A 20,768-nucleotide genomic window follows, 5' to 3' on the forward strand; every position below is an offset into this window, starting at 1 on the left:
CCATCAGTGGGCCGTCAGCTTGTCGAGCGCGCCCGGCTTGTCATGCAGCGCAAGCTTGTCGACGATGGTCTCACTGGCCTCGTTGAGGCCCGTGATGGTGACATCCGCCCCCTCCCTCCGGAATTTCAGCACCACCATGTCCAGCGCCGAGACGCTGGAAATGTCCCAGATATGCGCGCGGCTGACGTCGATTGTGACCCGGTCCAGCGCTTCGCGAAAGTCGAAGGCTGAATAAAAATCCTCGACCGAGGCAAAGAACAGCTGCCCTTCCACCACATAGGTGCGGCTGCGGCCATCGGCGGAAAGCTCCGAGGTGACGCGGAACAGCTGGGAGATCTTCCAGGCAAAGAAGATGCCCGACAGCAGCACGCCCACCAGCACGCCGATGGCAAGATTATGGGTTGCCACCACACAGATGACCGTTGCCAGCATGACGATGGAGGAAGAGCGCGGATGGCTGCGCAGATTGAGGATCGATGACCAGCTGAAGGTGCCCACCGACACCATGATCATGATCGCCACCAGCGCAGGCATGGGGATCTGCTTCACCCAATCCCCCAGCACTACGATGAGAAACAGCAGGATGACGCCTGCCGCGAAACAGGACAGGCGGCCGCGCCCGCCGGATTTCACATTGATCATCGACTGGCCGATCATGGCACAGCCCGCCATGCCGCCAATGAAGCCGGTGGCGAAATTCGCAAGCCCCTGCCCGATGCACTCCTGATTGCGGTCGGAGGGCGTATCGGTCAGCTCATCGACCAGCTGCTGGGTCATGAGGGATTCCAGCAGGCCCACGGCCGCAACAGCCGCCGAGTAAGGCAGCACGATCAGGAAGGTTTCCAGCGTCAGCGGCACATCCGGCAGGAGGAACACAGGCAGGGTAGAGGGCAGTTCGCCCATATCGCCGACCGTGCGCACATCTAGGCCGAACCAGATGGCAAGGCCTGTCAGCACGAAGATGCAGACGAGCGGCGATGGCACCGCACGGGTGATGTAGGGGAACAGATAGATGATCCCGAGACCGGCCGCCGTCATCACATAGGTCAGCGGCGTCACGCCGATCAGTTCCGGCAGCTGCGCCATGAAGATAAGGATCGCCAGCGCATTGACGAAGCCGGTCATCACCGAGCGCGAGACGAAGCGCATGACATGGCCCAGCCGCAGCAGCCCTGCCCCCACCTGCAGCACACCGGCAAGGATGGTCGCCGCCAGCAGATATTGCAGGCCATGCTCCTTCACCAGTGTGACCATCAGCACGGCCGTTGCCGCCGTCGCGGCGGAAATCATGCCCGGACGCCCGCCTGCAATGGCGGTGATGACGGCAATGGAGAAGGAGGCATAGAGGCCGATCTTGGGATCAACCCCGGCGATGATCGAAAAGGCAATGGCCTCGGGGATGAGGGCAAGGGCCACAAGCAGGCCCGAGACGAGATCGGCGCGGGTGTTGCCGAACCACTGGTTCCGGTATGCGGAGAGTGAGATCATGGGAAATCCGTTCAGATGATCGGGGCATCACTGGCGGAAAACCGGCCAGTTCAAACTGTATGGATGCGGGATCACGTGAATTGTCCGGCGGATCGGCGGCCGGAAGAGCCACCCGGAATTGCACCGGGTCCTGATGACTTATGGGATTTTACCTAACCCGGCAGACGCTGCGATGCAACATCACAAGCGCGCAAATTGAGACAAGATCGGCTGGGCATCAGATTCTCTCCCACCTTCAGCTACTGCATGCATACATCTTGTCTGCAGCCGTCCACGGCGTGGGGAAGGGCGGCATTTGGGTTGCTCCAGCACGGCCTTTCAGCCCCCCTCCCCCTGGTGGGGAGGGGCAAGGGGGTGGGGGGAAATGCCTTTCCGGAGGGCAAAGAACCCAATAATCCCGACGCTGTTATTTCTGATAGTCTGTATAGAAAACGTCTATCTTTCAGATATTTGCTGCTTCAGAGCCCCCCGCCCCTAACCCCTCCCCACCAGGGGGAGGGGGGCGGAAGCGTCCTGTCATAAACCAGATGTGTCACTGCGGGCTACCGCCTCAACCCATGTGAGAGGCTGAAGACCTTTGCCAGAGGCTAAACCATCTATCCCAGCCAGCCTTCAAAGGCTCATGGTCGCGGCGACGGCGGATTTCCAGGCGCCGTATTTGCGCTGGCGCTCGTCTTCGCCGATGGCCGGCTCGAAGCGCTTTTCGATGGCCCAGCTTTCCGCAAAGCCTTCCATGTCCGGATAGACGCCAGCTGCCATGCCCGCGAGCCAGGCAGCACCCAGCGCCGTCGTCTCCAGAACCTGCGGCCGGTCGACAGGGGCGCCGAGGATGTCGGAGAGGAACTGCATGGCCCAGTCGCTGGCGCTCATGCCGCCATCGACGCGCAGCACGGGCTTTCCGGCTGCATCCGTCCAGTCCACCTGCATGGCCTCCAGCAGGTCCCGGGTCTGATAACCGACGCTTTCCAGCGCCGCCTTGGCGAACTCGGCGGGGCCGGAGTTGCGCGTGAGGCCAAAGATCGCGCCGCGGCAGTCCGGGCGCCAGTAAGGCGCACCGAGGCCGGTGAAGGCCGGCACCATGATCACGTGCTGGCCGGGATCGGCCTGCTCGGCCAGCGGCTGGGTTTCCTTGGCTTCGCGGATGATCTTCAGCCCGTCGCGCAGCCACTGCACCACGGCACCGGCGATGAAGATGGAGCCTTCCAGCGCATAGGTGCGCTTGCCGCCGATCTGATAGGCAATGGTGGTGAGCAGCCGGCTCTGCGAGACGACCGGCTTGTCCCCAGTGTTGAGCAGGGCAAAGCAGCCGGTGCCATAGGTGGACTTCAGCATGCCCGGCTTGAAGCAGGCCTGCCCCACGGTCGCGGCCTGCTGGTCACCGGCCACACCCATGATCGGGATTTCGTGGCCGAAGAGGTCGGCGCGGGCATTTCCGTAATTGGCGGCGCAATCCTTCACTTCCGGCAGCATCCCCATGGGAATATCGAGAAGCTCGCAGATTTCCGCGCTCCAATCGCCCTTGTGAATGTCGAACAGCAGCGTGCGGGCAGCGTTGGTGGCGTCCGTTGCATGAACGGCACCTGCCGTCAGCTTCCAGATGAGGAAGCTGTCCACCGTGCCGAACAGCAGCTCGCCCTTTTCGGCGCGGGCACGGGCGCCCTCCACGTTGTCGAGGATCCACTTCAGCTTCGTGCCGGAGAAATAGGGGTCCAGCAGCAGGCCGGTGCGGGCGCTGACCGTGGCTTCATGGCCTTCGTCCTTCAGCTCACGGCACAGGTCCGCCGTGCGGCGGTCCTGCCAGACGATGGCGTTATAGACCGGCTGGCCGGTGCTCCGGTCCCAGACCAGCGTCGTCTCACGCTGGTTGGTGATGCCGATGGCGGCAATATCGCGGCCCGTGCGCCCGGCGCGCTCAATCGCAGCGCGGCAGGAACCGGCCGTCGTCGACCACAGGTCCGCCGGATCATGCTCCACCCAGCCGGACTGGGGATAGATCTGCGGAAATTCCTCCTGCGCGCTCGCAACCACCTTCATGTGCTTGTCGAAGAGGATCGCGCGGCTCGAAGTCGTGCCCTGGTCAATGGCAAGAATATGGGTCAAGTCAGCCTCCTCGATTGCACCAGCCGCAGAAGCCCCCTCCGCCATGGCGTGTGAGACGGGAGCATCTTGTTGTTCGATGAAACCGGGCTCCGCGGCGGTTTCCGCCAGGATCCGGTCAGCCCAAAGGCGGGACCTTACGGCCCCGCCCCTGATTGTCGATAGCTAATTACTTATTTCCACGAGGCAATCAGCTCATCATAGGAAACGGTAACCGGCTGTTCCTTCTCGTCCGGGATCTTGCGCTTGGGCGCGCCCGGCTGGTCGAACCAGAACTCGGCGCTCTGCACCTCGTTCAGCTTCGGGCCGATATCGCCCTGCACACCGGCACGCTCCAGGCGCTCCAGCACTTTTTCCTGCTCTGCGCAAAGCGCATCCATGGCTTCCTGCGGGGACTTTGCACCGGAGGAGGCGTCACCGATGTTCTGCCACCACAGCTGGGCCAGCTTCGGGTAGTCCGGAACGTTGGTGCCGGTCGGCGACCACTGCAGGCGGGCAGGCGAGCGGTAGAACTCGACAAGGCCACCAAGCTTCGGAGCGCGTTCGGTGAAGCTGTCATGCGCAAGAGTGGATTCGCGGATGAAGGTCAGGCCGACATGGCTCTTCTTCACATCCACGGTCTTGGAAGTGACGAACTGGGCATAGAGCCAGGCCGCCTTGGCACGGTCCACCGGGGTGGACTTCATCAGCGTCCAGGAGCCAGCGTCCTGATAGCCGACCTTCATGCCCTCTTCCCAGTACACGCCATGCGGCGAGGGAGCCATGCGCCACTTCGGCGTGCCATCCTCGTTCATAACCGGCAGGCCCGGCTTGACCATGTCGGCGGTGAAGGCGGTGTACCAGAAGATCTGCTGGGCAATTTCGCCCTGGGCAGGCACCGGACCGGCTTCGCCGAACACCATGCCGGCAGCGGCCGGAGGCGCATACTTGTTCAGCCACTCGATGTATTTGGCGATCGAGTAGACCGCAGCCGGGCCGTTGGTGTCGCCACCACGGGCCACGCACGAGCCGACCGGCTGGAAGTTCTCGTTGACGCGGATGCCCCACTCATCGACCGGAAGGCCGTTCGGCTCGCCCTTGTCGCCGGCACCGGCCATCGACAGCCAGGCATCGGTGAAGCGCCAGCCGAGAGACGGGTCCTTCTTGCCGTAGTCCATGTGGCCATAGACTTTCTTGCCGTCGATTTCCCGGCCGGTGAAGAACTCGGCGATATCCTCATACGCCGACCAGTTCACCGGCACGCCGAGCTCATAGCCGTACTTCTCCTTGAAGTCCGCCTTGTTCTTCTCGTCGTTGAACCAGTCATACCGGAACCAGTAGAGGTTCGCGAACTGCTGATCGGGCAGCTGGTAGAGCTTGCCGTCCGGGCCGGTGGTGAACTTGATGCCGATGAAGTCATTGAGATCGAGGCCCGGATTGGTGACATCCTTGCCTTCGTCCGCCATCCAGTCGGTCAGGTTGCGGGCCTGCTGGTAGCGCCAGTGGGTGCCGATCAGATCCGAGTCATTGATGTAGGCGTCGTAGATGTTCTCGCCCGACTGCATCTGGGTCTGCAGCTTCTCCACCACATCGCCTTCACCGATCAGATCGTGGGTGATCTTGATGCCGGTGATCGCAGTGAAGGCCGGGGCCAGCACCTTGGCTTCGTATTCATGGGTGGTAATCGTTTCGGAAACGACCTTGATGTCCATACCCTTGAACGGAGCGGCAGCGTCAATGAACCACTGCATCTCGGCTTCCTGATCGGCGCGTGACAGCGCCGACATGTCGCCGATTTCCGCGTCGAGGAACTTCTTTGCTGCCTCCATGTCAGCAAAGGCGCTTCCGCTTCCAACCAGCATGGCGAGCGCCATGGCGGTGGAGGTGTAAAACACTCTCATTCCATTTCCTCCCGAAGTTTCATGATCGTGAGATCAGGTTACCTGCCCGTCAGACCCAGCGGAAAACCGCAAGGGCATAAACGAGACAGGCGATCAGAGCCCCCCACAGGGGAGCGCCGAAGGCGGCGAGCCAGCCAAGCGTGATGAAGGCTGAGCCCAGAAGGGTTATGAAGAGACGGTCCCCCCGGGTCGTCTCGATCCGCAGCACACCGGTGCGCGGCGTCTCCGGAAAGCGGATCGCCAGCACGGTGAAGATCACCAGCAGCGCCGCTATCGTCGCAAAGAAAATCGCGGTCGGAGCAGTCCAGGCCATCCAGTCCATATCTGTTCTCCCTCAGATCAGACGCGGCCCAGGGCAAAGCCCTTGGCGATGTAGTTGCGGACGAAGTAGATCACCAGCGCACCGGGGATGATGGTCAGCACACCGGCAGCTGCCAGCACGCCCCAGTCCATTCCCGACGCCGAGACCGTACGGGTCATGGTGGCCGCGATCGGCTTGGCATTCACCGAGGTGAGCGTGCGCGACAGCAGCAGTTCGACCCAGGAGAACATGAAGCAGAAGAAGGCGGCCACGCCGATGCCGCTCGCGATCAGCGGCATGAAGATCTTCACAAAGAAGCGGCCGAAGGAATAGCCGTCAATATAGGCAGTCTCGTCGATTTCCTTCGGCACACCGCGCATGAAGCCTTCCAGGATCCAGACCGCCAGCGGCACGTTGAACAGGCAATGCGCCAGGGCGACGGCGATATGCGTGTCGAACAGTCCGACCGAGGAATAAAGCTGGAAGAAGGGCAGCGCGAACACGGCCGGCGGGGCCATGCGGTTGGTCAGCAGCCAGAAGAACAGGTGCTTGTCGCCGAGAAACGTGTAGCGCGAGAAGGCATAGGCTGCCGGCAGCGCCACGGTGATCGAGATCACCGTGTTCATCACCACGTAGATCAGCGAATTGACATAGCCCATGTACCAGCTCGGATCCGTGAGGATCGTGATGTAATTGGCCAGCGTCGGGTTCTGCGGCCACATCGAGAAGGTGGACAGGATCTCCGTGTTGGTCTTCAGGCTCATGTTGACGAGCCAGTAGATCGGCAGCAGCAGGAAGATCAGATAGAGAGCCATCACCACGGCACGCGAGCTGATGCCGATGCGGGCAGAGCTGCGGCGCCGGGCCGGAATGGCAGCGGTCATGGTTGCGGCACCCATCAGAAGCCCTCCCTTTTGTCGAGGTTGGTCATCACGGTGTAGAACACCCAGGAAATCAGCAGGATCACGAGGAAGTACATGATCGAGAAGGCAGCGGCCGGTCCCAAGTCAAACTGGCCAAGCGCCATCTTGACGAGGTCGATGGACAGGAACGTCGTCGAGTTGCCCGGCCCGCCTCCCGTCACCACGAAGGGCTCGGTGTAGATCATGAAGCTGTCCATGAACCGCAGCAGTATGGCGATCATCAGGACGCCCTGCATCTTGGGCAGCTCGATGTAGCGGAACACGCTCCAGCGGCTCGCCTGATCGATCTTTGCCGCCTGATAATAGGCATCGGGGATCGACTGCAGACCGGCATAGGCCAGCAGCGCCACCAGCGACGTCCAGTGCCAGACGTCCATGACGATCACTGTGGCCCAGGCGGCGACGGCATCCTGCGTATAATTGTAGGAGATGCCCAGGCCATGAAGCGTCGCGCCCAGCAGGCCGATATCGACACGAGCAAAAATCTGCCAGATCGTGCCCACCACATTCCACGGAATGAGCAGCGGCAGCGCCATGAGGACGAGGCAGAAAGAGGCCCAGAAGCCCCGCTTGGGCATGTTGAGAGCGATGAAGATGCCGAGCGGGATTTCGATGGCGAGGATCACGGCCGAGAAGATCATCTGGCGGCCAAGCGCATCCCAGAGGCGCTTGGAATGCAGCATGTCATCGAACCATTCGACGCCGGCCCAGAAGAACTTGTTGTTGCCGAACGTGTCCTGCACCGAATAGTTGACCACCGTCATGAGCGGGATCACCGCCGAGAAGGCGACGAGCAGAAGCACGGGAAGGACCAGGAACCAGGCCTTGTGATTGACTGTCTTTTCCATCAGGCCGCCTCCCCCGTAACGCGCCAGCTGTTGGCATAGACATTGACATGCGCGGGATCGAACACCACGCGGGTCATGCCGGATGTGACGGGGTCGCTTTCGCCCGCAATGATGTTGATGTCAGCACCGAAGAACTCGGCCCGGACGATCTTGTGCCGCCCCACATCCTCGACGCGGCGCACCTTCACCGGCAGGCCTTCGCTTTCCGACAGGCGCACGAACTCGGGCCGCACACCGATCTGGATCTTGCCGTCCAGGCCTGAGTAGCCGTGGCCGAGCGGAATGGTTGCCCCGTTCACATAGGCCGAGTTGCCCTCGACCTTGGCATCCATCAGGTTCATGCCCGGCGAGCCGATGAAATAGCCGACGAATGTGTGGGCCGGCCGTTCGAACAGTTCCTGCGGCGTGCCGATCTGCACCACCCGGCCGTCATACATCACCACCACCTTGTCGGCGAAAGTCAGCGCCTCGGTCTGGTCATGCGTCACATAGATCATCGTGTGGCCGAACTCGTGATGCAGCGACTTCAGCTGCGTTCTGAGTTCCCACTTCATGTGCGGGTCGATCACGGTCAGCGGCTCATCGAAGAGCAGCGCGTTGACGTCCTCCCGCACCATGCCGCGGCCGAGCGAGATCTTCTGCTTGGCATCTGCGGTCAGCCCGCGGGCCTTGCGGTCCAGCACCTCTTCCATGCCGATCATCCGGGCAATCTTCTGCACGCGCTCGGCGACATAGGCAGCGCTCGCTCCCCGGTTCTTCAGCGGAAACGCAAGGTTCCCGCGCACCGTCATCGTGTCGTAGACAACCGGAAACTGGAACACCTGCGCAATGTTGCGTTCCGCCGTCGCCTTCTCGGTGACATCGGTGTCATTGAACAGGATGCGGCCCTGGCTCGGCACCAGCAGGCCGGAGATGATGTTGAGAAGCGTAGACTTGCCGCAGCCGGACGAGCCGAGCAGCGCATAGGCCTCACCATCGTTCCAGACGTGGTTCAGTTCCTTGAGCGCAAAGTCGTCCTCGTTCTTCGGGCGCGGATTGTAGGAATGGGCGAGATTGTCGAGCGTGATCTTGGCCATGGGTCCCTCCTCACGCCGCCAGCGCATAGGCGGCCGGAGCCACCAGCGAACCGTCCTGTCCGAAGACATAGACATGGGAAGGATCGAGATAGACCTTGAGCGCCGTTCCCAGGGCCAGGTCATGCACGCCATGCACAAGCCCCACCCAGCGCTCGCCATGGTGTTCCAGATGCACGAAAGTCTCCGACCCGGTGATCTCCGTGACCATCAGATGCGCCGTGAATTCCATGGCATCGGCGCTGTGCCGGTGCAGTTCCAGATGATTGGGGCGGAAGCCCGCGATATAGCGGCCGTCGCCCAAATCCGACAGCTTGCCGGCGGCCGGGATCGACTGCCCGTCGCCGAACATCAGCCGGGCACCGGCCTTGGCGATCTGAAGGAAGTTCATCGGAGGATCGGAGAAAACGCGCGCCGTCGTGGCGTCAACCGGGCGCCGGTAGACCTCCGGCGTCGGGCCGAACTGGGTCACACGGCCCTGCCAGAGCGTCGCCGTGTTGCCGCCGAGCAGCAGTGCCTCTTCCGGCTCCGTCGTCGCATAGACGAAAATCGAACCCGAGGCCTCGAAGATCTTCGGGATTTCGACGCGCAGTTCCTCACGCAGCTTGTAGTCGAGGTTGGCGAGCGGCTCATCGAGCAGCACCAGACCTGCATTCTTCACAAGCGCACGTGCCAGCGCACAGCGCTGCTGCTGGCCGCCCGAGAGCTCGAGCGGCTTGCGCTGCAGCATCGGGGTGAGCTTCATCATCTCGGCGGTCTGACGCACCGCCCTGTCGATGTCCGCAGCGGGCTTGCCCATCAGCCGCAGCGGACTGGCAATGTTGTCATAGACGGTCATTGCCGGATAGTTGATGAACTGCTGATAGACCATGGCGATGGCGCGATCCTGCACCCGCACACCGGTCACGTCCGTGCCGTTCCAGAGGATCTTGCCCGAAGACGGCTGATCAAGGCCGGCCATCAGGCGCATGAGTGACGTCTTGCCAGCCGAAGTCGGTCCAAGCAGGACGTTCATGCTGCCCTCACGCAAGGTAAGGTTCGTTGTGTGGATGTGCGTCTGCCCACCCACGACCTTGGAGACATTCTCCAGGACCAGGGTCATGTATTCCCTCCTCCCAATTCCTCCTACTGAGCTGCAGCCTCCCCAAGCCGCAGCGCGCAGGTACTCTTCATCCACGCATCCAGTGCCGCCACCTCGGCAGTACTCAGACGCAGGCCCAGTTTCGACCGGCGCCACACCACGTCCTCGGCGGTGCGCGCATATTCCTTTTCAATCAGCCAGTTGACTTCCCGCTCGGTCAGGTTCCACCCGAAGTGACGGCCAAGGTCCTCCACCTTTGCCGCTCCAGCCAGAATACCTGCCGCCTCGGTGCCATATGCCTTCACCAGGCGCGTGGCCCAGCGCTCGTCGAGGAACGGATACGCGGCGCGCAGGTCCGCAATCAGCTTCGCAACGCCCAGCACCGGAAAGTCACCGCCCGGAAGCGGCACACGGGCTGTCCAGGCCCCGGCCGTGCCGGGGAAATAGGGCACGATCTTTTCCAGCGCATGCTCGGCGAGCTTGCGGTAGGTGGTGATCTTGCCGCCGAAGACATTGAGCAGCGGCGCACCGCCAGTCTCTTCCACCTTCAGCACGTAATCGCGGGTCGCCGCCGTCGCCGACTTGGCGCCGTCATTGTAGAGCGGGCGCACACCGGAATAGCTCCAGACGATATCATCAACCGTCACCGGGCGCTTGAAATAGCCGGAAGCGAATTTCAGCAGATAGTCGCGCTCCTTCTCCGTACAGACCGGCTTGACGCCCGGCTCCGGATGGTCGGCATCCGTGGTGCCGATCAGCGTGAAATCCGTCTCGTAGGGAATGGCGAAAATGATGCGGCCATCTTCGCCCTGGAAGAAGTAGCACTTGCCGTGGTCGAAGAGCTTCTTCGTGACGATGTGGCTGCCGCGCACGAGGCGCACGCTTTCCTGCGAATTGGAGCGAACGGTGTTGCGGATCACGTCCCCGACCCAGGGGCCACCCGCATTGATCAGCATCTTCGCCTTGCGGCTGGTGCGGGCGCCGGTGCCGCAGTCCTCCAGCACGATCGACCACAGGCCATCCACGCGCTCGGCGGAGACCACACGGGTGCGCACCATCACCTCGGCGCCGCGCGCCTCAGCGTCCCGGGCATTCAGCACCACAAGGCGCGAGTCCTCGATCCAGCAGTCGGAATATTCATAGGCCTTGGCAAAGCGGTCCTGAAGCGGCTCGCCCTCGGGGCCGGATTTCAGATCGACCGTCGTGGTGCCGGGCAGGATCTTGCGGCCGCCCAGATTGTCGTAAAGGAACAGGCCGAAGCGGATCAGCCATGCCGGGCGGCGGCCCTTCATCCAGGGCATCACCATGTTCAGCAGCTTCGAGGTCGGCGTTTCGCCCTCAAAGCGCATGTCCTTGTGATAGGGCAGCACGAAACGCATCGGCCAGCTGATGTGCGGCATTGCCTCCAGCAGCGTTTCCCGCTCGATCAGCGCCTCGCGCACCAGCCGGACCTCGAAATATTCGAGATAGCGCAACCCGCCATGGAACAGCTTGGTGGAGGCCGAAGAGGTGGCAGATGCCAGGTCGTTCATCTCGGCCAGCGCCACGGACAGACCGCGTCCCGCCGCATCACGGGCGATGCCGCAGCCATTGATGCCGCCGCCGATGATAAAGAGATCGACCACCTGGTCTTGCTGCGACGTCACGGGCACGGGCCTCCTGAAACCGGACATTTGTGAAAACAAACGAACCACAAGACGTGGGCTTTCGTCAATCGCTGATTTTCGTTTCTGTTCGTTTTTGTTTTCTCACGTTGCGGCAAACACTTGACCGGCGCCGGTCAGCCGAAACGCCCCGCGGAAGAGCCATGCTGCAGAACAGCATGAATTTCTTGTGCATTGCACACCCGCTCCCGCACCGCAGAAAGCCCCGTACATCTCCGGCAAGCATTCGCCCCCGCGTCTGAAACTTGAAAAAGGGAACCAAACCGAACATATTGCGCATCCAAAAAGGAATATGCCGTGTCCCAGAGCTTCCGCCAGCCCGAGATTCTCGAACTCGCCCGCCAGCAGGGGAAAGTCACCGTCGAAGGGCTTGCCGCCCATTTCGGCGTGACCGTGCAGACCATCCGCCGGGATCTGGCCGATCTCGCCGACAGCGGCCGGCTGGAGCGGGTGCATGGCGGCGCGATCCTGCCCTCCGGCGTCTCCAACATCGGCTATGAGGACCGGCGCAGCCTGAACCGTGAGGCGAAGGCCGCCATTGCAGAGGCCTGCGCGAAAGCCATTCCGGAAAACGCGTCCGTGTTTCTCAACATCGGCACCAGCACGGAAGCCGTCGCCCGCGCCCTGCTGCACCACCGCAATCTCATGGCGGTGACCAACAACATGAATGTCGCCAATATCCTGGCCGCCAACCCGGACTGTCAGGTCATTGTGGCGGGCGGGGCCCTGCGGCGCACCGATGGCGGTCTGGTCGGCACCCTGACCATGCGCACCATCGAACAGTTCCGCTTCGACTTTGCCGTCATCGGCTGCTCGGCACTGGACGAGGACGGCGACCTGCTGGACTTCGACATTCAGGAAGTCGGCGTCAGCCAGACCATCATCCAGCAGGCGCGCAAGACATTTCTGGTCAGCGATCACTCCAAATTCCTGCGCGGCGCCCCGGTGCGCATTGCCTCGCTGAGCGAGATCGATACCTTTTTTACCGACCGGCCGCTCTCTCCTGCCCTCAGCACACGCTGCCGGGAATGGGGCACGAAGACGGTGATCTGCGGCGGATAAACCGCCGCTACGGCTTTTCGCAAGAAAGAGGGTGACAGGCGCCGCTGCTGAGGCTACCTCCTCGCTTATGCCGCGGTGCGGCAATCCTTTCGCCAAAGGGCATCAGCCCCGGAACAGGCCGGCAGAAGTGCCGGCCATCCTTGTGGAGTGACACCATGAGCCACACCCTGATTGCACCGTCCATGCTGGCCAGCGATTTCTCGCGCCTGCGTGACGAGATCCGCGCCATCGACGGCGCCGGTGCCGACTGGATCCACCTGGACGTGATGGATGGCCATTTCGTGCCCAACATCACCTTTGGCCCGGACATCATTGCCGCCATGCGCCCGCATACCACCAAGGTGTTCGACACCCACCTGATGATCGCCCCTTGCGATGCCTATCTGGAAGCCTTCGCCAAGGCAGGCTCCGATATCATCACCGTGCATGCAGAAGCCGGGCCCCATCTCGACCGCTCACTGCAGGCCATCCGCAATCTGGGCAAGAAGGCCGGCGTATCGCTGAACCCGGCAACGCCCGAAAGCGTCATCGAATATGTGCTCGACCGGCTGGATCTGGTGCTGGTCATGAGCGTCAACCCTGGCTTTGGCGGGCAGAAATTCATTCCTGCCGTGGTGGACAAGATCGCCCGGATCAAAGCGATGATCGGCAGCCGCCCGATTGACATCGAGGTGGATGGCGGCGTCACCCCGGAGACCGCTCCGCTGGTGACGGCGGCCGGCGCCAACGTGCTGGTGGCCGGTTCCGCCGTGTTCAAGGGCGGCACGCCGGAGACAGCCGCCCATTATGCAGCACAGATCGAGGCCATCCGCAGTGCGGGCAACGCGGCAGCCAAGGCATGAAGGCGGTCATCTTCGATCTGGACGGCACGCTGGTCGACAGTGTGCAGGCCGTCACGGACATCGGCAATGCGCTGATGGCCGAACTGGATCTCGCCCCCCTCTCCGTTACCGAGACGCGCAGCTACATCGGCAACGGCGCAGCGCGCTTCATCGAACGGGCGCTGGCCGCCCGAGGCATCAGCGGCGATGCAAGCCTGCTGGCGGCGCGGGTGGAGCGCTTTGAAGAGCTTTATGCGCAGGCTCCCGGCAGCGCCAACCCGCCTTTCCCCGGCGTGGAAGCGGCCCTTCACGCGCTGAAGGCGCGCGGCATCCGTCTGGGGCTTTGCACCAACAAGCCCGGTGCACCAACGCACAATCTGGTCGCGGCCCTCGGCTGGAGCGACTTCTTCGACGTGGTGGTGACGGGTGACACCCTGAACACCCGCAAGCCGGATCCGGCCCCGCTCGCCTATGCGGCCAAGGTGCTGGCCCTTTCGCCGGAAGATCCGGGCTTTGCCTATGTGGGCGACAGCGAAGTGGATGCGGAAACCGCCGTGGCGGCCAAGGCGCGCTTCTTCCTCTTTACCGAAGGCTACCGCAAGAGCCCGGTGACGGCCCTGCCGCATGAAGCCGCCTTCAGCGACTTCGCAGACCTGGAAGCTCTGCTGAACGGCTGATCAGTAGCCCCGCTGGCGGTCCACCGCCGGCGGGATTTCTCCCCGCTCGAAATAGGCCGACAGATTGGCCGCCACGATCCGTGCGGCCGTCGCCGGTGTTGTCGGGGCGCTGATGTGCGGCAGCACGGTGATCGACGGATGGCTCCAGCAGGGATTGTCCGCCGGCAGCGGCTCCTGCGCAAAGACATCCAGCACCGCATGGGACACCTGCCCCTCGTCAAGGGCTGCCAGCAGCGCAGGCTGGTCCACAATCGGTCCCCGGCCAAAATTGATGAGCCCAGCGCCGCGCGGCAGCATGGCAAGCCGGGCGGTGTTGAGCAGGCCGCGCGTGTCCGGCGTCAGCGGCAGCAGCACCACGGCGATATCCGAGCGCGACAACACCCGCTCCAGGCCCTCCTCGCCGCTGAAACACTCAACCCCCTCCACTTCGGCAGGCGTGCGGCTCCAGCCGCTGACCGGAAAACCATTGGCCAGCAGACGCCGCGCCGCAGCCTTGCCGAGGTTCCCCAGCCCGAGAATGCCGATGTGCCGGTCAGCGGCAAGGCGCGGCAGGGCTTCGGCCCAGATTTTCTCGCGCTGCTGCGCCAGATAGAGCGGAATGTCCCGGTGGAGATACAGCGAGAAGGCCAGCACCGCCTCGGCCATGGTTTCCGCCAGCTGCGGATCGGTCATGCGGACGATGGCAAAGTCCGTATCGATCAGCTCGCCCAGCAGCCGCTCCACCCCGGCCCACAGGCTCTGCACCCAGACAAGGCCCGGCAGCTCATGCAGATGCGCCGGATCCGGATTGGCGACAATGGCCACGCGTGCCGACAGGCGCTCTGCGGCGTCCATGGTGGCCAGCGGCCGCACATCGATCTGCGGCATCAGCCTTTCAAACTGCGCCATCCACTCCGCACGTTCCTCGGCAGACATCCGGGCAATGAAGGGAACGACGGGTTTCATGACGGTGGCACCTTGCGCTTTCAGATTTGCGCCGGATCATGCCTTGCCACAATGCTGCCGCAAAGTGGAAAGTGCCCGCCGGCCGCAAAAATCAGCTCGCCAGCCGCCCGGTGTCCGGCGCTTGCGCCGCGCCATCAGTGTCACCGGCAGCCCCGCCCGGAGACGCCGCACGCAACTGCTCGCGCAGCATGAGCGTCTGCACCGAAGACAGCGGCATGGGCCGCCCGAAAAGGAAGCCCTGCACGGCGGGGCATCCCGCCTCCCGCAGATAGGCAAACTCCTCCTCGCTCTCCACGCCTTCGGCCAGCACCGGGATATTCATGCTTTCAGCAATCAGCAGGGCGGCACGCACGATGGCGGCAGCCCGGGGCCGGTTGGCCACATCGGTGATGAAGCTGCGGTCGATCTTGATCTTGTCGAAGGGGAAATGCTGCAGCAGCGCCAGCGAGGAATAGCCCGTGCCGAAGTCATCCATGGCGATGGAAACACCCAGCGTCTTGAGCCGGGTGATGGTCGCCAGCGCCCGGGCGTGATCGGCGATCAGACCGCTTTCGGTCAGCTCGATTTCGAGACGCTCCGGCGCAAGCCCCGTCTCCTTCAGCACTTCATCCACCAGGGCCGGCAGATCGATACGCGTCAGCTGATAGGCCGCGACATTGACCGCAACCTTGTAGCCCCCCGGCCAGGCGGCCGCATCGGCACAGGCACGGCGCAGGACATATTCGCCGATTTCCGCAATCAGCCCGGTGCGCTCGGCAACCGGAATGAATTCACCCGGAGACACCATGCCAAGGGTGGGATGGTGCCAGCGCACCAGCGCCTCGAAGCCGACGAGGGACCGGGTGCTGGTGCAGTTCTGGGGCTGGTAGTAAAGCTCCAGCTGGTTGCCCGAAACGGCGCTCCGCAGATCAATGGCCAGCCGGGCCTGATGGCGCACATCGTCATCAAGACCGGCCTGATAGCGGCGGACCTCCCCGCTGCCGCCACGCCGGGCATCCTGCGCGGCAAGGCTCGCCCTTGTGATCAGGGTTGAGGCATCCAGCCCGTCGTCCGGAAAAACGGCATAGCCGACAGCACTGCGCAGGGTGAGCGTGCCTGCCGGTGTCATGTGTGGTCCGGCCACCAGCTTCTGCAGCCGGGCTGCAGCGGCGCTGGTTTCATGACGGCCAAAGACCCGCGTCTTGATCAGCATGAACTGCGCCCCCGGCAGACGGGCGGTATATTCATCAGCCATCAGGGCATCGTTGAGATGCAAGCCCACTTCCCGCAGCACCGCATCTCCGGTGACATCACCATGGGCGGCGTTGATCATGGCGAATTCTTCCAGATCAATGGTGTAGACCGCCACCCTGTCGTTGCTCCGGATGGCGCTGCCCAGAAGCTCGGCGAGCTTGCCTTCCGCCCAGGCCTTGTTCGGCAGACCGGTGAGAGCATCAAACAGGGTCAGCTGCTGATAGCGCTCCGTTGCCTCCTGCAAGGAGAAGCGGTCGATGGTGTAGGACGACCCGACGGTCACCAGCAGGACGGTGGTGATGCCGGTCACCGCAGCCAGCATATACTCGTCCGGCATCGCCTGAGGCGGAATATCGATGCCTGCCAGCGGCGTGATTGTCATCGCCTCCATACCGGTGAAATGCATGGAGACAATCGCCAGGATCATCGCCACCATCGACCCGAAGCGGCAGAACCGCGTGACCGGCCTGGATGCACGGTTGAAGGCAAGCCCTCCGAACAAGGCACCGAGCAGCACGGATGCCAGCACGTAGGACGGCGTCCAGGTGATGATGCCCGGCACCAGAAATGCGGCCATGCCTGTGTAATGCATGATCGCGATGCCAAATCCAAAGAGCACTCCGCCCAGTTCGATCGTCAGCCCCGCGGGTGAGCGCAAGGACACGCCGAAGGCAAAGCAGGTGCAGAGAAACAGGATCGCAAAGCTGGCGGCGGTCAAGCCGGGTGCAAATGAACGGTCGAACGGGACGAGATAGCCCAGCATGGCCGCAAAATGGGTGGTCCAGATCGTGCTGGTCGCAACGAGCGCACCCAGGAACAGCCAAAGCCATTGGCGCGAGCCATCGCTCCTGCGCATGCGCGTATAGATGCGCATCGACAGGAAAGACCCGAAGACACAGACGCTTGCGGCAAGCGCGACGTAACGCAGGTCATGTTCGACCGCGATACAGGACAAGACGTTCAGCATGCATTGCACCCCTTCACAGGGGAAAATACGTAGCAGCCGCGTAAAGTCTCCTAACGCGGCGGGAATTCCGCATTTAACGTCACCAATTCCTTGATCCGGACAACCGGATATTGAAGCAGATCGCACAGCACACCAGCCGCTTGCCGCCCTGAAAAGGCAAGGCAAGCGGTGCATGGGCGGGATAAAACATCCAGGACGGAATAAAATTTCAGAAACCCTAAAAATAACACCACTACAAAGAAATAAAAACTTCAGAACCCAAACAGTTCGACCTCGAATAGTATATAGTGAAAATAAAAAGGCAAAAAATTCCTTTTCTAATCAAAAATATAAATGAGAAAAAGTACACCGAATACAAATCTGGCAATCACCCTCAGAACTGGCATATTTTAAAATATGTCAAAACCTTGACATAAATATCCAGCAGACTATGTTTAGCGCGATCACCCTGAATGCAGGGTAGATATTTCAAAATGCCGGCGACTTTCGATCGCAGGGGGGGGGGCTCCCTCCGTCCGGCATTACATTTTGCCACCACGTGATCCTGGATCGTGCTGGCTTTCGCTCCGTAGGCCTCGCCAGCGGATGACGACCAACAGGAGACTGACAATGACAAAGACACTTCTGCTGACGGGCGCCGCCCTGATTGGCCTTGGCATGTCCGGCGCTTCGGCTGCCGAGGAATGCGGGCGGGTGACGCTGGCCGAAATGAACTGGCCCTCAGCGGGTGCCATTGCCCATATCGACAAGATCATTCTCGAGGAGGGCTTCGGCTGCGAGGTGGAACTGGTGATTGGCGACACGGTGCCGACCTTCACCTCCATGACCGAGAAGGCCGAGCCGGACATGGCTCCCGAGTTGTGGGTGAACACCATCCAGGATCCGCTCGACAAGGCCGTTGCAGAAGACAAGCTGATCATCGGCAGCGAGGTCCTGTCGGAAGGCGGCGTGGAGGGCTTCTGGGTCCCCACCTTTCTCGCTGAAGAACATGGCCTGAAGACGCTGGCCGACGCGCTGGCAAAGCCGGAGCTGTTCCCCGGTGCGGAAGACCGCAGCAAGGGCGCCTTCTTCAACTGTCCCTCGGGCTGGGCCTGCCAGACCCTGACCACCAATCTGTTTGCAGCCTTCGATGTGGAAAGCAAAGGCTTTGAACTGGTCGACACCGGCTCGGCGGCCGGGCTCGATGGCTCCATCTCCCGCGCCTTTTCCCGCAATGAAGGCTGGCTCGGCTACTACTGGGCGCCGACGCCCATCCTTGGCAAATACGAGATGACCCGGCTTGACCTGGGCGTCGAGCATGATGCGGCCGAATGGGAGCGCTGCACCGCCGTCTCCGGCTGCCTCGACCCCAAGCCCAACGACTGGGACAAGTCGCCGGTCTACACCGTCGTGACCAAGGAATTCGCGGAGAAGGCGGGCGTTGCCATGGATTACGTCAAGGGCCGCTCCTGGGACAACGCAACCGCTGGCGAAGTGCTGGCGTGGATGACGGACAATCAGGCCTCCAATGAGGATGGCGCCTTCTGGTTCCTCGAGAACAAGCCGGAAGTCTGGGAGGCCTGGGTCTCCCCGGAAGTGGCGCAAAAGGTGAAATCCGCCCTCTGAGCCGGTGATTGACAGGCGGCCGGACGCGCTTGGCAGCACAGCCTGCGGAGCGCGGCCGGCCCGCCCCCTTCCGGCTTGCGCTTTTCATCCTCAGGCGCCCGCCTCCACGCAAAGCAGCGGGCAGGCGCAACAAGGACACTTCAATGGATCTTTTCGACTTTCCCTCGCTCAGCCGCGGCACGTTGCGTGCCATGCGGCAGACGATCGATGCGGGGTTTCTTGAGTTTACCCGCGCCTATGGCGACGCGCTGTCCCGGGCCTTCGAACCGCTGCGCCTGCTGCTGAACGGTATCGAGAACCTGCTGCTCAACTCCCCCTGGCCGCTGGTTCTGGCCGGCATTCTCGCCATTGTCTTCCTCATCAGCCGCAGCTGGCGCATCACGGCAGGCAGTCTCGTGGCACTTGTGCTGATCGGCGTGCTCGGCATGTGGGATGACACCATGCGCACCATTGCGATGGTGGCAGTGTGTACCCTCACAGCGGTCGTGCTCGGCATTCCCATCGGCATCGCCATGGCCCGGTCCGACAGGCTTCAGGGCGCTATCAATCCGGTGCTCGACCTGATGCAGACCATGCCGGTCTTCGTCTACCTGATCCCGGTGGTGATGATCTTCGGCCTCGGCAAGGTGCCGGGCGTCATTGCCGTGGTCATCTATGCCATTCCCCCGATGATCCGCCTCACCAATCTCGGCATCCGCCTGGTCAGCGCCGATGTGCTGGAAGCGGCCGATGCCTTCGGCTCCTCCTCCTGGCAGAAGCTGAAAGACGTGCAGCTGCCGCTGGCGCTGCCCACCATCATGGCCGGCATCAACCAGTGCATCATGATGTCCCTGTCCATGGTTGTCGTCGCCTCCATGATCGGCGTGCGCGGCCTTGGCCAGCCGGTGCTTCAGGCGATCAACAACCAGTTCTTCACAATGGGCATTCTCAACGGCCTCGCCATTGTCGCCATCGCCATCATCTTCGACCGGTCCACCCAGGCCTATGGCAAGCGCATGCAGAAACATTCGGAGGCCGCCCATGGCTGATCATCTGACCAACGCCCCCGCTCCCGCAGACGATCCGGACGAAGAGGCAAGCGTTGCCGGCATCGAGCTGCGCGGCCTCTACAAGGTCTTCGGCCCCAATCCGGCCGGCGTCATGGATCTCGTGCGCGAGGGCATCTCCAAGACGGAGCTGAACGACAAGCACAGCCACATTCTGGGCCTCAAGGACATCAACCTCACCATGCCAGCCGGGCGCATTCAGGTGGTGATGGGCCTGTCCGGCTCGGGCAAATCCACCCTCATCCGCCACATCAACCGGCTGATCGAGCCGACGGCAGGCGAGGTGCTGTTCGAGGGGCAGGATGTGTGCTCCATGTCTGCCCAGCAGCTGCGCGATTTCCGCCGCCACAAGACGGCGATGGTGTTCCAGAAATTCGCCCTGCTGCCGCACCGGACCGTGCTGCGCAACACCATCTATGGCCTCGAAATTCAAGGCATTCCCGAACGCGAGGCCAAGGAGCGCGCCGCCCGCTGGCTGACCCGCGTCGGGCTGGAAGGCTATGAGGATTACTATCCCAACCAGCTTTCCGGCGGCATGCAGCAGCGTGTCGGCCTTGCGCGGGCGCTGGCCAATGACGCGGGCATCCTGCTGATGGATGAAGCCTACTCGGCTCTCGACCCGCTGATCCGCATGGACATGCAGAAGGTGCTTCTGGACCTGCAGCAGGAGCTGAAGAAGACCATCGTCTTCATCACCCACGATCTGGACGAGGCCCTGCGCCTTGGCGACCGCATCGCCATCCTGCGTGATGGCGAGATCGTGCAGGATGGCACGGGCCAGGAGATCGTGCTGCGCCCGGCGGACAGCTACATCGCCGATTTCGTGCGCGAGGTGAACCGCGGCCGGGTGCTGAAGGTCAACACCATCATGCGCAAGGGCGAACTGGCCGAAACGGAGCTGACGATCCCCAGCGGCAGCCTGCTGGAAGATGCCGCAAGACTGTTCTCACAGACGAGCGAGACGGCCGCCATCGTGACGCGCGCCGATGGCCGGAAACTCGGTACCATCCAGCTGCATGACATGATCGCGGCCATGGTGTCGCCGGGCTGAGGCACG

At 62.5% G+C, this 20,768-nt stretch carries 17 protein-coding genes and 1 other annotated feature; of the genes, 6 read left to right on the top strand and 11 right to left on the bottom strand.

The genetic code is table 11. The features are described 5' to 3' along the window. Nucleotides 1-3: 3 nt before the first annotated feature. The 9 genes from ACVNHC_RS17375 to glpD form a co-directional block, all read right to left on the bottom strand. Nucleotides 4-1,488: a SulP family inorganic anion transporter gene (locus ACVNHC_RS17375; RefSeq protein WP_122521956.1), complete on the bottom strand. Its 1,485-nt coding sequence runs from the start codon at nt 1,486-1,488 to the stop codon at nt 4-6. Between the two features lie 78 nt (nt 1,489-1,566). Next, nucleotides 1,567-1,622: a sequence feature (sul1 is cis-regulatory element that is thought to sense ions involved in sulfur or methionine metabolism; They are found in Alphaproteobacteria), on the bottom strand. A 478-nt stretch (nt 1,623-2,100) separates the two neighbouring features. Continuing rightward, nucleotides 2,101-3,633, bottom strand: coding sequence for a glycerol kinase GlpK (gene glpK, locus ACVNHC_RS17380; RefSeq protein WP_457168335.1), 1,533 nt, complete (start codon nt 3,631-3,633; stop codon nt 2,101-2,103). Nucleotides 3,634-3,758: 125 nt separating this feature from the next. Continuing rightward, nucleotides 3,759-5,465, bottom strand: a complete 1,707-nt coding sequence (locus tag ACVNHC_RS17385; RefSeq protein WP_122521958.1) for an ABC transporter substrate-binding protein — start codon at nt 5,463-5,465, stop codon at nt 3,759-3,761. Nucleotides 5,466-5,514: 49 nt separating this feature from the next. After that, a complete protein-coding gene (locus ACVNHC_RS17390) occupies nt 5,515-5,787 on the bottom strand; it encodes a DUF2160 domain-containing protein (RefSeq protein ID WP_050472524.1) in 273 nt (90 codons plus the stop codon). Nucleotides 5,788-5,804: 17 nt separating this feature from the next. Beyond that, nucleotides 5,805-6,581: a carbohydrate ABC transporter permease gene (locus ACVNHC_RS17395; protein WP_244274474.1), complete on the bottom strand. Its 777-nt coding sequence runs from the start codon at nt 6,579-6,581 to the stop codon at nt 5,805-5,807. An 83-nt stretch (nt 6,582-6,664) separates the two neighbouring features. Beyond that, nucleotides 6,665-7,537 (bottom strand): carbohydrate ABC transporter permease, encoded by an 873-nt coding sequence (locus tag ACVNHC_RS17400; RefSeq protein ID WP_050472523.1) that lies wholly within the window; start codon nt 7,535-7,537, stop codon nt 6,665-6,667. Next, nucleotides 7,537-8,613, bottom strand: coding sequence for an ABC transporter ATP-binding protein (locus ACVNHC_RS17405; RefSeq protein WP_050472566.1), 1,077 nt, complete (start codon nt 8,611-8,613; stop codon nt 7,537-7,539). Before ACVNHC_RS17405 ends, ACVNHC_RS17400 begins: the two co-directional genes overlap by 1 nt. A 10-nt stretch (nt 8,614-8,623) precedes the next feature. Further along, nucleotides 8,624-9,712, bottom strand: coding sequence for an ABC transporter ATP-binding protein (locus ACVNHC_RS17410; protein ID WP_457168338.1), 1,089 nt, complete (start codon nt 9,710-9,712; stop codon nt 8,624-8,626). A 23-nt stretch (nt 9,713-9,735) separates the two neighbouring features. Beyond that, on the bottom strand, nt 9,736-11,337 hold the full coding sequence (glpD, locus tag ACVNHC_RS17415; RefSeq protein ID WP_457168340.1) for a glycerol-3-phosphate dehydrogenase: 1,602 nt from the start codon (nt 11,335-11,337) through the stop codon (nt 9,736-9,738). Between the two features lie 315 nt (nt 11,338-11,652). Between glpD and ACVNHC_RS17420 the strand changes: the two genes are divergently transcribed. The 3 genes from ACVNHC_RS17420 (at nt 11,653) to gph (ending at nt 13,915) form a co-directional block, all read left to right on the top strand. After that, entirely contained in the window at nt 11,653-12,417 is a 765-nt protein-coding gene (locus ACVNHC_RS17420; RefSeq protein ID WP_050472520.1) for a DeoR/GlpR family DNA-binding transcription regulator, read from the top strand. A gap of 155 nt (nt 12,418-12,572) precedes the next feature. After that, nucleotides 12,573-13,259, top strand: coding sequence for a ribulose-phosphate 3-epimerase (gene rpe, locus ACVNHC_RS17425; protein ID WP_186391799.1), 687 nt, complete (start codon nt 12,573-12,575; stop codon nt 13,257-13,259). Beyond that, nucleotides 13,256-13,915, top strand: a complete 660-nt coding sequence (gene gph, locus ACVNHC_RS17430; RefSeq protein WP_050472518.1) for a phosphoglycolate phosphatase — start codon at nt 13,256-13,258, stop codon at nt 13,913-13,915. The genes rpe and gph overlap by 4 nt, the downstream gene beginning before the upstream one ends. Here the strand turns inward: gph and ACVNHC_RS17435 are convergent, their stop codons facing one another. Continuing rightward, a complete protein-coding gene (locus tag ACVNHC_RS17435; protein ID WP_457168343.1) occupies nt 13,916-14,860 on the bottom strand; it encodes a 2-hydroxyacid dehydrogenase in 945 nt (314 codons plus the stop codon). Nucleotides 14,861-14,951: 91 nt separating this feature from the next. Continuing rightward, nucleotides 14,952-17,060, bottom strand: a complete 2,109-nt coding sequence (locus tag ACVNHC_RS17440; RefSeq protein ID WP_457168345.1) for a putative bifunctional diguanylate cyclase/phosphodiesterase — start codon at nt 17,058-17,060, stop codon at nt 14,952-14,954. Nucleotides 17,061-17,669: 609 nt separating this feature from the next. Here ACVNHC_RS17440 and ACVNHC_RS17445 point away from each other — a divergent pair. The 3 genes from ACVNHC_RS17445 to ACVNHC_RS17455 all read left to right on the top strand — a co-directional run bounded on the left by ACVNHC_RS17445 (nt 17,670) and on the right by ACVNHC_RS17455 (nt 20,762). After that, the gene (locus ACVNHC_RS17445) at nt 17,670-18,665 is read left to right on the top strand and encodes a glycine betaine ABC transporter substrate-binding protein (RefSeq protein WP_457168347.1); all 996 of its coding nucleotides are present in this window, start codon (nt 17,670-17,672) and stop codon (nt 18,663-18,665) included. 143 nt (nt 18,666-18,808) lie between these two features. Continuing rightward, nucleotides 18,809-19,693, top strand: a complete 885-nt coding sequence (locus tag ACVNHC_RS17450; RefSeq protein WP_050472515.1) for an ABC transporter permease — start codon at nt 18,809-18,811, stop codon at nt 19,691-19,693. Beyond that, entirely contained in the window at nt 19,686-20,762 is a 1,077-nt protein-coding gene (locus tag ACVNHC_RS17455) for a quaternary amine ABC transporter ATP-binding protein (protein ID WP_123195119.1), read from the top strand. The genes ACVNHC_RS17450 and ACVNHC_RS17455 overlap by 8 nt, the downstream gene beginning before the upstream one ends. The last annotated feature ends 6 nt before the right edge of the window (nt 20,763-20,768 follow it).

The sequence above is a fragment of the Pannonibacter sp. Q-1 genome, assembly GCF_054073275.1.